The 13,722-nt window shown below is 66.5% G+C and carries 11 protein-coding genes; 6 read left to right on the top strand and 5 right to left on the bottom strand.

The genetic code is table 11. From position 1 onward, the window contains the following. Positions 1-42: 42 nt before the first annotated feature. Positions 43-1,599 (bottom strand): LuxR C-terminal-related transcriptional regulator, encoded by a 1,557-nt coding sequence (locus tag LVJ94_18085; protein ID WXB09131.1) that lies wholly within the window; start codon positions 1,597-1,599, stop codon positions 43-45. 34 nt (positions 1,600-1,633) lie between these two features. On the opposite strand from LVJ94_18085, the gene LVJ94_18080 reads away from it, so the two are divergent. Next, positions 1,634-2,872, top strand: coding sequence for a class I SAM-dependent rRNA methyltransferase (locus tag LVJ94_18080; GenBank protein WXB09130.1), 1,239 nt, complete (start codon positions 1,634-1,636; stop codon positions 2,870-2,872). Between the two features lie 4 nt (positions 2,873-2,876). Continuing rightward, on the top strand, positions 2,877-3,827 hold the full coding sequence (locus LVJ94_18075; protein WXB09129.1) for a lysophospholipase: 951 nt from the start codon (positions 2,877-2,879) through the stop codon (positions 3,825-3,827). A gap of 10 nt (positions 3,828-3,837) precedes the next feature. On the opposite strand, the gene LVJ94_18070 is transcribed toward LVJ94_18075, so the two are convergent. Together LVJ94_18070 and LVJ94_18065 are read right to left on the bottom strand one after the other, a co-directional pair. Further along, a complete protein-coding gene (locus tag LVJ94_18070) occupies positions 3,838-4,440 on the bottom strand; it encodes a class I SAM-dependent methyltransferase (protein WXB09128.1) in 603 nt (200 codons plus the stop codon). After that, positions 4,437-7,193, bottom strand: a complete 2,757-nt coding sequence (locus LVJ94_18065) for a glucosidase (GenBank protein ID WXB09127.1) — start codon at positions 7,191-7,193, stop codon at positions 4,437-4,439. Before LVJ94_18065 ends, LVJ94_18070 begins: the two co-directional genes overlap by 4 nt. Before the next feature lie 73 nt (positions 7,194-7,266). Between LVJ94_18065 and LVJ94_18060 the strand changes: the two genes are divergently transcribed. From LVJ94_18060 to LVJ94_18045, 4 genes are all read left to right on the top strand, one after another. After that, on the top strand, positions 7,267-8,475 hold the full coding sequence (locus tag LVJ94_18060; protein ID WXB09126.1) for a serine/threonine protein kinase: 1,209 nt from the start codon (positions 7,267-7,269) through the stop codon (positions 8,473-8,475). 95 nt (positions 8,476-8,570) lie between these two features. Continuing rightward, positions 8,571-10,451, top strand: coding sequence for a hypothetical protein (locus tag LVJ94_18055; GenBank protein ID WXB09125.1), 1,881 nt, complete (start codon positions 8,571-8,573; stop codon positions 10,449-10,451). A gap of 4 nt (positions 10,452-10,455) precedes the next feature. Then, a complete protein-coding gene (locus LVJ94_18050; GenBank protein WXB09124.1) occupies positions 10,456-11,463 on the top strand; it encodes a tetratricopeptide repeat protein in 1,008 nt (335 codons plus the stop codon). Positions 11,464-11,468: 5 nt separating this feature from the next. Continuing rightward, entirely contained in the window at positions 11,469-11,627 is a 159-nt protein-coding gene (locus tag LVJ94_18045; protein ID WXB09123.1) for a hypothetical protein, read from the top strand. A gap of 118 nt (positions 11,628-11,745) precedes the next feature. On the opposite strand, the gene LVJ94_18040 is transcribed toward LVJ94_18045, so the two are convergent. Both LVJ94_18040 and LVJ94_18035 read right to left on the bottom strand, forming a co-directional pair. After that, positions 11,746-12,756: a tetratricopeptide repeat protein gene (locus tag LVJ94_18040; protein ID WXB09122.1), complete on the bottom strand. Its 1,011-nt coding sequence runs from the start codon at positions 12,754-12,756 to the stop codon at positions 11,746-11,748. After that, positions 12,753-13,718 (bottom strand): hypothetical protein, encoded by a 966-nt coding sequence (locus LVJ94_18035; protein ID WXB09121.1) that lies wholly within the window; start codon positions 13,716-13,718, stop codon positions 12,753-12,755. Before LVJ94_18035 ends, LVJ94_18040 begins: the two co-directional genes overlap by 4 nt. Positions 13,719-13,722 lie beyond the last annotated feature (4 nt).

Genomic DNA, 13,722 nt, shown 5'->3' with positions numbered 1-13,722 from the left:
GCCGCAAAAGACCGATAGGCCATCGTGCCTATGGTGCGCGGCTTACCCAGCGAGGACGCCCAGCAGATCGTGCTCGCTCGCAAACAGCGTGGCCCCCGCGCGCGTGGACACGCCGATCTTCTCGTAGATGTGCGCAACGTGGTGTTGGACCGTGCGCGGCGAGATGGAGAGCTGCTCGGCGATGTCCTTGTTCGAACATCCGCGTGCCACGCGGCGGAGCACGTCCACTTCGCGATCGCTGAGGCCGCGCGGCCATGTCTGGCGACGGCGTTGGCGCTCGTGCCCGGCCGCCTCGAGGATGGCTTCGACGATCTCTGCCTCGAGCCGGCGGTGCGTCACCTCCGCGCGCAGGGCGCGCACGGCCTCGGCGGCGCCGAGCGCGGGGCGGTGCGGGCGCGCTTCGAGGAAGGCGCAGTAGCAGTCCGCGGCGGCGATCACCATCGCATCGGGCGGGATCATCGCCGCGGGCGTGCCGCGCGAATAGCCCGAGCCATCGCACCGTTCGTGGTGGGCGCCGGCCAAGGTCGCTACTTCGGAAAGCAGCGGCGAGCGCGAGAGCACACGCTCCGTGTAATACGGATGCAAGCGGACGCGCTCCCATTCGGCGGTGGTGAGCGTGCCCTTTTTCTCCCAGATGCCCGCGGGCACGCTCACGCTTCCCAGATCGTGCAACAGCGCGGCATGGCGCACGTTCGCGCGCGCAGGCTCGTCCAAACCGAGATGCTTCGCCGCGCGCTCCGCGAGATCGGCCACCGACGTCGAATGCCCCGCCGAATACACCGACTTCAAATCGGTGAAGTCCGCAAACGCGCGCGCCACCTCCGCGATGCCCGCCCGCGACGGATTCGTCGACGGGGCGCGGGCCAGCACCGCGTCCCACACCGATGGCCCCTCGAGCGGAGCGAGGAGCGCCTCGGCCTCCTGGGTGAACACCTTGACCAAGTGCGGATCGAGCTGCCCGCCGGCGCGCGTCTTCAGCACCGAGCGCGCGTGCGCGAGGCCCGTAACCCGCGTGTGAATCTCCGCCACGCGCGCGACTTGGAGGATGCGCGCCGGCAAGGCAATGCTTTCCTCGGCGAGCGTTTGCGGGAAACCGCGCCCGTCCCATCGCGTGTAAATCTGACCCAAGGTGGCGACCACCCCGGCGCTCATGTCGAGGCGCATGGCGAAGCGAAGCGCCGCCTCGCAATTGCTCGCCGCGAACGCCGTCAGGATCGCGGGCCCTCCGGTCACGAAATTCGTCACCGCGCGCACGCGTTGCTTGAGCCCGCGACCCTTGCCAAGCCCGATGGCCGCCGGCAAAAGCTCGCCCGGGCGCCGCGCATCGATGGGGGCAAAGGTCTTGTGAAGCACGTTGTCGTCGCCGCCCAGCGCCCCCGCCCACTCCGACGAAAAGGCTGTGCAGCCCACGAAGCGGAGTAATCCTGCGTAGTACACATCGGCGATGGCCTCTGTGCTCGCGCCCGCCGCACGGGCCAGCTCCGTCGCGAGAAGGCAGGCGCGCAGGCTCGTTTCGAACGGTTGATCGTTCGCGAGGTCCGTGGCGAGCGAGAGCGCGGCGAGGACCTCGGCGAGATGCAGCGGATGCGCCGATTTCATGAAGTCCATGATTGAGGTAAGACGTTACACACGGATGAGAAAACTCGAGTCGAAGACCGACGACGTCGGCGCGCCTTCTGCCCGCCGCCTCGAGGTCGGAGCCGCAGCGGTTGAAAAACTCCGCCGCGGGCACCCGTGGGTATGGCAACGAACCGTGCAGCGGGGCCTCGAGGGTGTCGAACCCGGCCAAGACGTCCTGGTGGTGGCGCCGGATGGCAGCGTGCTTGGCCGAGGCCTCGCCGATCCCGCGTCCCCCATCGCCGCACGCCTTTTCACCGGTGCCGATGGCGCGAAGACGCGCATCGATCGCGCCCTGTTCGCGCGGCGCATCGCCTCGGCGTTCGCCGTGCGCGCGCGCCTCTTCGCCGATGGCCAGACCAACGCCTACCGCCTCTTGCACGGTGAGGGCGATCGCCTTCCAGGCTTCGTGCTCGACCGCTACGACCGCGTGGCCGTGCTCCGCACCGACGGAGAAGGTGCGGCCGCACGCGCGGAGGAGTTCGTGCAGGCCGCCTGGCCCGAACTGGAAAAATTGGGCATCGAGACCTTGCTCGTGCGCGAGGGGAAAAAGGCGCGCGAAGGCAAGCCTTCCGCGGCAAAGGCGACCACGTTGCGCGGTCCCGAGCCCAAGGAGCGAGTGGCGGTGCGCGAGCACGGCGTCGGCTTCATGGTGGACGTGCTCCAAGGCCAGAAGACCGGTGCCTTCCTCGACCAGCGCGAAAACCGCTGGCGCGCAGGCGGGCTCGCTCCGGGGCGGCGCGTGCTCAATCTTTTTTCGTACGCGGGCGGTTTCTCGCTCTTTGCCGCGCTGGGCGGGGCGACGCACGTCACCAGCGTGGACATCGCCGCCGGGGCGCACGCCGCCGCCCAGGCGAGCTTTCGCTTGGCCGGTGTCGAGCCGGGCGCGCATGCCTTCGTCACCGCCGACGCGTTCGCCTTTCTCGCCGACGCCAAGCGCCGCGGAACGGTCTGGGACCTCGTCATCAGCGATCCACCGAGCTTCGCGTCCAACGAGAAATCGCTGGGCCGCGCCCTCGCCGCCTACCGCGCCCTGCACCGCGCGTGCGCCGAGGTGCTCGCCCCCGGCGGCATCTTCTGCGCGGCGTCTTGCTCGAGCCACGTGGACACGGAGAGCTTCCTCACGACCCTCGACGACGCGGCCACGAACCGCACCGAGCTGCGCCTTCTCGAGCATCACGGCGCACCGCCGGACCATCCAACCCTGCCGGCATGGCCCGAAGGGCGTTACCTCAAGTTTGCCGTTCTCGGATGACGCGATGACAGAACTCTACAGCATCGACAACGGCGCCGGCTGGCGCCTCTCCCTCAAGCGCATCGCGCCCACCGGCCCTGCCAAAGGCCGCCCTGCCCTCATCGTTCCCGGCTACGGGATGAACTCGTTCATCTTCGGCTTTCACCCCCACGGCCTTTCGCTCGAGGAGTACCTCGCGTCGCGCGGCATCGAAGTGTGGAGCGTCGATCTGCGCGAGCAAGGCCGCTCGGAGCGCACCTTCGGCAACAACCGCTACGGCCTCGCCGAGATGGTCGACGACACCGCGGTGGCCATCGACCATGTTCTGACGCACACGAAGACGGGCGCCAAGGAGATCGATCTCATCGGCGCCAGCCTGGGTGCCGCATTGATGTTCGGCTACATGGCGCGCACGAAGAACGCGCCCGTGCGCTGCCTGGTGAACGTCGGCGGCTTGGTCTCGTGGGTGAAGATCCACCCCGCCGTGCGCGCGGCCTTTTATTCGAGCCGCCTCATCGGACTGGTTCGCCTGCGCGGGACGCGCAAACTCGCCGGACTGGCCCTCCCGGTGCTCGCCAAATACGCACCACGCGTGCTCTCGGTGTACATGAACGCGAGCTCCACCGACACGAGCCAAGCCGCCACAATGGTGCAGACGGTGGAAGATCCCAACCCCTACGTCAACATGGACATCGCCCGTTGGATGGCCGAACGCGATCTCATCCTGCGCGGGGTCAACGTCTCGCGCGCCCTCGCCGACATGCACCATCCCTTCTTGTGCATCGTGGCCAACGACGACGGCATCGTCCCCCCCGAAACCGCCCGCGCCCCCTACGACAGCATCGGCTCCGACGACAAAGAGCTCCTCGCCGTAGGCGACCCCACCTTCCCCATGGCCCACGCCGATTTGTTCCTGTCGACGGGCTGCCAGGACAAAGTCTTCGACAAGCTGGCGAGCTTCCTTTTGGCGCGATGATCCAAACGGATCAGGCTTTTTCCAACTCGTAGAACGTCAAATGCCCGCGTTTGGAATAGTAAAGCCCGCACCCTAGCGGCGTATAGAACTTGTCCAAGCGCGTGCGGTACCATTTGGCGGTGCGTGCGCGCTGCGAGGTGTCGGTGAAATCGCGATCGCAGATTTCCTCGAGGTCGTATTTGGTCACGGCTTCCAAATAGAGAAAGCCATTGCTCATGGAGGCAATGTTCTCGATGGCCCGTGTAGCCGCGTCGCCGTCGAGGTACGGGAGAACACCTTGGCAGATGACCAAATCGAATTGCTCGCGCGTGCGCCATACGGAAATATCGCACTGCTTGTGGCCGTATTTTTTGCACGCGTGTTCGCTGACCTCGGTGGAGAGGTAGTGCACGTTCTTCTTGTTGGCGGCAAACCAATCGCGCCAGAGGCCCGTGCCCGCGCCGATGTCCAGCACCGAGCGAATGTCGCCGCCGTACCAGGCAATCATCTCGGTCACGCCGCGCGCCAGGTGGGCGATGGAGTCTTTGCCGTAAACGCGCGTCTCTTTGGATTCGTAAAAGCGCTGGTAATAAGCCTCGTCGAAACGTTCACCGCCACCACTCTTTGTCGTCATTTTTCCTTCTCGCGCTCGCGCCACAGAGGACTCTGCTGAAGCAACTTGGCCACCAGCGCGGTCCAACCCGTCTGGTGGTTGGCCCCCAAACCTGCGCCCGTGTCACCGTGGAAATATTCGGGAAAGATCAGATAATCGCGAAAATGCGGATCGCGTTCGAGCTTCTCCTGCGATCCATCGATGGGGCGGCGCCCGTCCTTGCCGCGTAGAAACAGGCTGGCCAGGCGGCGCGATAGCTCGGAGCTCACGTCCCACAGATTCATCCACTTTCCGGAGCCGGTGGGGCATTCCACCTTGAGCTCGTCCCCGTAGAAGTGGTGATACTTCTGCAGCGCTTCGATGAGCAGGTAATTCACCGGAAACCAAATCGGCCCGCGCCAATTCGAATTTCCGCCAAAGAGGCCGCTGCCCGATTCCCCTGGCTCGTAAGCCACTTGGTGCATGGCGCCGTTGATGGCCAGCGAATACGGCTTGTCGCGGTGCACACGCGACAAAGAGCGAATCCCGTAAGGCGAGAGAAACTCGTTTTCGTCGAGCACGCGGCGCAGAATGCGCACCAGGCGCTCGGGGCCCACCAGCGACAGAATGTGCCGCCCCCCGGGCCCGGCCTGCCCGAACCCTTGAAACTGCGCCAGGTACGCGCCGAGCTCCGGCCGATTCACCACGAACCAACGCACCCGTTTGACGAATGCAGGAAACTGCTGCAAAAGCTCGTCGTCGACGGTCTCCACCGCAAAGAGCGGAATGATGCCCACCATCGAGCGCACCTTGAGCGGCGCGTACTGATTGCCGGGCAGACGGAGCACGTCGTAGAAGAAGCCGTCCTCCTCGTCCCAGAGGCAAACGGAATCCTCGCCCTCCTTCATGGCCTTTTTTTTGTCCTTGCCGAATCGCGAGGACGGATTCCCATTCATCGCGCGCGCGATGTAAAGGAAGTGCTCGAAATACTTGTTCGCCACATCCTGGTAACTGGGATTCTCGCGCGCGAGTTCCAGAGACATGCTGAGGAGGTTGAGGCAATACATGCCCATCCAGCTCGTGGCATCGGCCTGTTCGAGCGTGCCGCCCTCGGGCAAGGCATTGCTTCGGTCGAAAACACCAATGTTGTCCAATCCGAGAAAGCCGCCTTCGAAGACGTTTTTCCCATCGGCGTCTTTGCGATTCACCCACCAGGTGAAGTTCAACATCAATTTATGAAAGACGCTCTCCAGGAAGGGGCGATCGAGATGGCCGGTCATGCGCCGCTCGATCTGGTAGACGCGCAGCGCGGCCCATGCGTGGACGGGCGGATTGACGTCGCCGAAGGCCCATTCGTAGGCGGGCAGGCGTCCGTTGGGGTGCATGTACCATTCACGCAACAAGAGCGTCAGCTGCGTGCGGGCGAACTCCGCATCGATGAGCGCGAAGGGCACACAATGGAATGCGAGATCCCAGGCCGCGTACCAGGGGAATTCCCATTTGTCGGGAACCGATAGAATTTCGCTATTGTAAAGGCTGCGCCAGTCGTTGTTGCGCCCGTTCAATCGTTCCGGGGGCGGCGCAGGGTACGCCGGGTCGCCGCGCAGCCAGCGGTCCACGTCGAAGTAGTAAAATTGCTTGGTCCATAGAAGACCGGCCATCGCCTGGCGGTAGACGGCGCGCTCTTCCTGGGAGAGTCCACACGGCATGATGCCGTCGTAAAAGGCATTGGCATCGGCGATGCGCTCCTCGAAGAGCGCACCGATGTCCGAAAACGGTGCCTCGAGGCGCGTATCCGTGAATCGAAGATGCATCACCTTCGATTCACCCGGACCGAGCACCCAGCGCACGTGCGCCGCCGCCTTGCTTCCGCGCTTTTCGGGGTTCACCGCGGTGGTTTCGCCCGCGATGACGTAGCGGTGGAACGCGTCCTTGGTGTACGGCGTCCGATTCGGCGTCCCATTGAGGAGCTCGAAGTTCGTCTCGTTCTCGGTAAAGAGAAGCTCGGGGCCTTCCTCGCTCGCCTGGTGAGCCGGCGCCTCGATGTACAGGCGGCGCGCACCGAGGTGGGTCTGCTGCATCGCGATGGTCCGGTGGCCACGCTTCGGTGACTCGGCCCAGAAAAAGCTGTCCTCGAGCACGGGCTCCTGCCAGCTCCACGTGTTGCGAAACCAGATGGTGGGCAACAGGTGCACGGGCGCGGCGGTGCGGCCGCGGTTGGTCACCGTGAGGCGGATGATCACGTCCTCGACGTCGACCTTGGCGTATTCCACGACCACGTCGAAGTACGCATCGTCGTCGAAGACGCCGAAGTCCCAAATCTCCGGCTCCCTGACGTTCCGGCCAGCACGCGCAGCCGCCTCGCGGATGTCCTCGCAGGGAAATCGCCGCTGCGGATATTTGTAAATGGCCTTGGCGTACGAGTGCGTGGGGGTGCCGTCGAGGAAGTAGTAAACCTCTTTGACATCCTCGCCGTGGTTGCCTTCCGGCCCGCTGAGACCGAAGAGGCGCTCTTTTAAGATGGGATCGCTTTCATTCCACAAGGCTGGCGCGAAGTGCACGAGCCCGCGGTTGTCGGAAATACCCAGAAGGCCGTCCTCCCCCCAACGATACGCACGCGCGATGGCGTCCTCGTAGGTCAGGTAGCGCCAGGCGTCGCCGCCGGCGGAGTAATCCTCTCGGACGGTCCCCCACTGCCGCAAGCTGAGGTATGTGCCCCAACGCCGCCATTTTCGCCCTGCGTGGGCCTCCTGGAGGCGGTCGCATTCTTTCTTGGTAGGCACCGGGCGGGTCATCGTTGCTGAGGACTACCACGGCAATGCTACTATCGAACGCGTGACCGGCGGACCGCCCTCGAAGACTGGAACGATGCCGCCTCCCGTTTCGGCCCCGCCGCCGTCGGTTCCCCGCCCTCCAGCGCCCCCAGCTGCTCCGCCCGCGCCGCCGATTCCGTATGCGCATCCTCATCCAGGGAGCAACCCTGGACCCCCGCCGTCGAGCCAGCCGCGCGCCGTCCCTCCGCCGCGTCATGCGACCACGGCACCGCTCACGCATCCATCGTCACAAAACTTCGCGGCCGGGAGCGTGACCCTCGCGGGGTTGCCCCCGATGCAGACGCACCCAGGTGCGGCATCCGCCCCGCCAGCGGGACCTGGGGGTCAAGGCTCGCCCACCCTGCACGGCCATGGCTTTCACACCACGCCGCCCATGCCCATGCCGCGCATCACCGTGCAGTACCCGCAGGTCGGCGCGGTGCTCACGTCGGCGCGGGGCAATTACGAAGTGAGGTCCATCGTCGGCTCGGGCGAGTTCGGTGCCGTCTACGAGTGCGTCGGCCCCTTCGACCAAGTCTATGCGGTGAAGATGATTCGCCCCGCGAACCGGCCCCACGGCGAGGTGCACGCGGAGTGGGCGCGCGAGGTGCAGCGCTTGATGCTCCTGCGCCACCCCAACGTGGTGTTCATCTACGACGCGTTCGAGCAGAACTTCCTCTACTACCTCGCGCTCGAGCGGTGCGATCACCCGCTCACGGCGATGCTCGGTCCGCCGATGCAGGAGGGCCTGGTCATCGAGCTCGCCCGCCAGCTCCTCGCCGCCGTGCAGTTCCTACACGACAACGATATCGTCCACGACGATCTCCACCCCGGCAACGTTCTCATTTCGCATGCCGACCGACCCATCGTGAAGATCAGCGACTTTGGTATCAGCCACGAGCTGCGCGGGCAGTCGGCCATCCGCCCCAATGTCGTACATCACAAGATTATGGCGCCCGAGGTGGTAGCAGCGGGGTACACGAGCAAACAAAGCGACCTCTATCAGGTCGGCCTCCTCCTCTATTGGATGCTCACGGGATCGCCGGCACTCGCTGCGGGATTGCCCTATCAGGAGCTGATTCGACAAGTGGGAGGTGGTGAGCCGCGTCGCCGTGCGGAGCAGATTGGAACACCGCTCGGGCATCTCATTGCCAAAATGCTACGGCGCCGCGAAGCCTATCGTTACACATCGGCGCGGGAGGTATGGGCGGATCTGCGCGCATTGCCCGCATGGCAAAATCGAGATTTGTTTCGCGATACGTAACGACGCAATCCGAAGGGAAAATAAGCTAGACTGGCTCCGTGGTGGCTGCAGCGCCCACTCCGCCTTTGGTGCCGTTGTCCATAGGAAAGTACGCCGTGGTGCGCTTTCTTGGGACCGAGGAAGGCGTGCATGCAGGGCCGGATGCCACCGGCGTCGAAAGCTACATCGTGCGGGCGGAAGCCGCGGGCGATGCGGCCCCTCGGTTGATCCTCGAGCGGGTGCTGCGTTCTCAGGTCACCGCCGAGGATTTCGACGCGTTCACGCGGCGGGCGCGACGCATTGCGATGTTGCGCCACCCCAATGTCCCGCGTGTTCGGGACGTCTTCACCACGGCGGAGCACGCGGTGGTGGTGACCGAATTCATCGACGGCAAACGCTGGGGCAGCTTGGACGGGCGGGCCGAGTCTCAGCGCAAGGCGTCGCTTTCGCTCGAAGTGCGGTTGAAGCTGCTGCTGGACAGCATCTCGGCGCTGGCCGCGCTCCATGCGCTGCGCGAGCCGGGGTGGAGCTCCACGTCGACGGGCGCGAAGGTCCCCTCGATGATTCACGGCGATGTGACCCCGTCGAGCATCCTCGTGGGGACGGACGGTGTGGCGCGGCTGCTGCGCATCCACCGGATCCCGCTGCATCCCCCGGGCGGTCCCTTGGGCGAGCGAACGGCGCGCTGTGCGCCGGAGATTTTGCTGGGCGACGGAACGGCCGACGGGCGTGCCGACGTGTACTCCATCGGCGTGATGCTCTGGGAGGCGCTGTCGGGAAAGCGGCTCTTCACGCAGCCCACGGTGGCGGAAATGCTGTCGCGGCAGCTCGCGGGCGACCTTCCCGCGGCCACGACGTCGGTGGCGTGGGCCGAACCGCTCGTCGACGTTGCGGCAGCCGCACTGGCGGTCGATCCAAAGCGTCGCTACGCAACGGCCATTGATCTGGGTATGGCGATTCGCAATGTGGTCGGGCACCGGGTCGCCGGGGCGTCGGAGGTAGCTCGGCAGGTCGCAGGGATCCTGGGCAATGTCAGCGGGGCTCGAAAGGTGGTGATGCCGCCGCCGCCGCCGGTCCCACCTCCGCGGCCCACGACGCCGGCGTCCTTGGAGATCGAGGACGAGCCGGAGGAGGACGTCGAGCTCGAGGAGGACCTGGCAGAGTTCCTGGAGCCCGTGGCGGCCGCACCGGTCGTGTCGGCCGCGCCGGAGTTGGAGGCCATTGACGAGCGCTGGTCCTCCCTCGCGCCGGCGCCGGCGATCCCTGCGTCGCCCCCCGCCGGCCCGCCACCGTTGCAGGTGGGGGGCGCCATGCCGCCGCCTCCGGTTCCCGCGCCCGCACCGACGCCCGTGACCCTCGTTGGTACGCCGCCGCCGCTTCTCCATGCGCCGCTGCGGATGACGCCAGCGCCCATGCCGCCGATGCCCCCTGTCGCGCCTTCGGCGAACACGCTCCGGCCGAGCGATATCACCGAGTTGCAGGCGCGATCGCCTCGGCGAAAGCGGCAGATCCTCATCGTGATGTTCCTCGCGGCGCTCCTGCTCTTCGTGACGGTGTGCACGACGACGTTGCTTCTGCGCTCGCCAAAAACGACCGCCACCCTCCGCGCGGCGACCTCGTCCAAACCCGTCGAATCGGCGGCGGCGCCCAAGGCGTTGGCCGTTGCAACACCGGCGGCACCCGAACCCGCCCCGATCCCCACGCCCGATCCCACGCCGGCCGCACCACCGCCGGTCACGGCGTCGGCCCCTCCTCCTGCTCCTCCTCCCTCTCCTTCGCCTCCTGCGCGCGCGGTCGCACCGGCCTCTGTCCCCGGCCGCCGTCCCGCAGCAACCGTCCCCTCGACCGCGCCGGCCCCCGCGCCTGCGAAGGTCAATGCCACCCCGGCGCCCAAAGCTGCCGCAGCACCGAAATCGAGCCCTCCTCCTCCGCCCGCCGCGCGTGCCCCCGCAAAGCCGCGCCCGAAGCGCAGCACGTACGTGCCGCTTGGGATCTAACCGAATGCGCTCTGCCCATTTTCCACTCGCCGTCCTCGTTTCCCTCAGCCTAACGACATCGATTCTCGCGAGCCCCGATGCCTTCGCCGCGGGCGTGGATCCCGGAAAGGCAACGCCCGTGCAGCGGGAGCAAGCCCAGTCGCGCTTTCTCAAAGGGCGAAAGCTCTACGATGCGCGCGACTACGCCGGCGCGGCGGAGGAATTTCGCGCGTCGCACGACATCGTGGCGAGTCCGAACTCGCTGCTCTTCCTCGCGCGCTCCCTTCGCCAGAAGGGCGATCTCGTGGCCGCGTACGTCGAGTTCGACAAGGCGCGGGTCGAAGCCAAGGAGCTCGCCCGCGACGACACGCGCTACGAGAAGGCCGGCGAGGCCGCGACCATCGAGCGCGATGCCCTGGCCAGCAAACTCGGGTTCGTGGTGGTTGATGTGGAGAACCCCACCGAGCAAACCACCTTGAAAATCGGCGGCGATACGATCCGCCGTGCGGGCTGGAGCGAACCTGCCCCCGTCGTTCCGGGCACGACCTCCATCGAGGTGGACACCCCCGGCCGCGCGCCCGTGACCACCTCGGTCACGGTCTCCGCCGGCCAGACGGAGCACACCCGCCTCGACGCCCAGAGCGGCGCGTCCACCACCACCGAGGCGCCCGCCCCTCCGCCCCCCGCGAACAGCGATCGCTCGGGCCTGCGGACCGGCGCGTACATCGCAGGCGGCGTTGGCGCGGCCGGGTTGATCACCTTCGTCGTGGCCGGCCTGATGAACAACCGCACCTACGGCAGCTTGGAAGATGCCTGCGGCAAAGCCCCCTGCCCCGAGTCGAAGAACGACGACATCAGCAAAGGAAAGACGCAACAGACGATCGCCAACATCGGCTTGGTGGTCGGCCTGCTCGGCGCCGGTGCGGGCGTCACCCTCTTCGTCTTGAGCCAACCCCGCAAGCAAGCCCCCGCCGCCGCGCGCACCCAAGTCGTCCTCGGCGCCACGGGCATCTCCCTGCGAGGCTCGTTTTGAAACAGATGCACCTTACACTCATCCTCGTCGCAGCCTCCCTGCTTCTCTCGGCTTGCACCCACGACTACGACGTCTTCAAACCGAAACGCGACGCAGGCCCCGACGCCTCCTCCAGCGCCTCGAACCTCGACACCGAGGCCGTCGAGGGCGAAGAAGAGGATTGAACAGGAAGACGGGAAGACGGGAAGGAAAGAGAGGGAATTTTTGGGTTTTCCATTGGCTCCATGGGCCAATTGAAAATCCAAAAAACCTTCCCGTCTTCCTGTGAATTCTCTCCCTCTCCTAGAAGGTCACTTCGTCGTGGGGGAGTGGTTCGACGGCGCCCTTTTTGCCGGGCTTGATGCGTCTCTCCGCTTCCTCGCGCTCTTTCTTTACGGAGTCGCGGTGGATGCGGGCGCGGGAACGCCAGGGGTCGGCGGGGTCGGCTTTGTCGACATATTCGGACCACATGGACTCGGCCCGGCGGAAATGAAGCGCCGACTCGAGGGCGTTCTTGCCGCCGCGGCCTAGGGCCATTTCGCGCAGGCCGAAGTACCAAAGGCGCTCGTATTCCGGCACGAAGAACACGTTGACGGTGTCTTCGATCACGCGACGATGGTCGATCTCCGTCGCCCACTTGGCCTCGGCCATGGCGCCCGATGTGTCGCCGTGTCGGTCCAACGCGACGGCGAGACCCCACACGGCGAGCACGCCGGTGTCACCCGCGCTGGGTACCAGGGTGGCCAGTTGAATGGCCTCCCGGTAACCGGAGATGGCCTCCTCGAGGTGCCCGAGACGCATCTCCGCCTCGGCGAGGTTCAAGGTGGCCGTCACACGCCCGGAACCATACGTCGCACGTTGCAGGTACTTCACGTACGCCTCGCGCTCCTTCAACGGCTGGTTGCCGTGCGCGTATGCGTAGGCCAACATCAGCCACGCATCTTCGGCGGCCGGATGATCCGGCGCCATCGCCAGCGCCTTCTCCAGCACGGCGGCGGCCGCCGCATGGCGGTTGAGCGACTCGTACACCGTGCCCAGGTCGAAGCGCAGACGCACGTCGGGGCTCTCTGCGGCGTGGGCCTCCTCCAGGATGGCGCGCGCCTCCTCGTAGCGCTTGTCGCGCTCGAGACGGCCGAGGGGAAGCGAGTCGGTCTGGATCATCCGCTCGCGCGCGCGGACGTGCACCTCGTAGGTGCCGCGCATCTGGGGATTCTTCGCCACGTCCCACGGATTGGGCGGCGTGTCGGCGCGGGCGGGCGAACCTGCGGCACCGAGCGCAACGAACAAGGCGGCAAGGAAGAGGGCGCGTTTCATCGTGGCTTCTTCTCCGCGGTCTTCTCCACGTTCCAGCCTGGCACACGTTTCACCGGCTCGTGGGCGCGGGTCCGCGCGTGCGCCATCCACGGACTGCTCCCGGCCGTCTCGGCGTACTTCTGCCACGAGGCCTTGGCCTTCGCGGGATCGCTCACCTCCAGGGCGATGGCCGCCAGCGCATCGGTCTCGCGTTCCGCGCCCGGCCCCACGAGAAGCTGGCGCGCCCGCGCGTCCGACAAGGTTGGCCACGGGTTGACGAGCTGGCGCTCGAGCAGCACCGCCCGAGCCTCCTCGCGTGCGCCCATGCGATCCAGCGCCAACGCGAGGCCCAGGATGGCCACGGCCTGCGCCGTGTCCTGCGCATCGCGCCGGGCCTGGCGAAAGACGGAGATGGCCTCGTCGAGCCCGGCGGGGCCACGCGACATGGCCACGAAGCCCGCCTCCACGTAGGCCGGTCCGCGCTCGGCCAGCGGAAGCATGGCGGCGCGCGGAAGGAGCATGCGGTAGGCGATGTCCCCTTCGTCCGCGTGCCCGGCACGCACGGTCACCCGCGCCCACGTCAGCAGCGCCACCGGATCGTCGAGCGCCCGTGGATCGCGGATGCGGGCCTCGTTCATCTCTTTGTAGGCCTCGAGCCAGCGCCCGAGCCTCGCGTAGGCGCGCCCGCGCAGCACCGCCGGTGCCGAATGCTTGGGCACCAGGGTGTCGGCCTCGTTGGCGATGGCAATCACCTCACTGGCCACGGCCGCCACAGCGCCCCTGGTCTGCATGCCGGCCAGCTTCGACGCGCCACTGGCCAGCAGATCGCAGTACTTGCGCAGCTCGGGGGTTTTCGCCCGTTCCCACACGTTCCCCGACTGCGACCCCTCGATGGCCCCGCACTCCTGTGGACGGACGCTTCCCACCGCCTGCGCATGAAGCGCGACGACGGCGAATGCAACCACGCTGGAGCTCAGGGCCATGCCC

The organism is Sorangiineae bacterium MSr11367, from assembly GCA_037157805.1.
Lineage (GTDB): Bacteria > Myxococcota_A > Polyangia > Polyangiales > Polyangiaceae > Pendulispora > Pendulispora rubella.
Note: the sequence above shows the minus strand (reverse complement) of the source record. Positions and strands in the feature narration are given on the sequence as shown.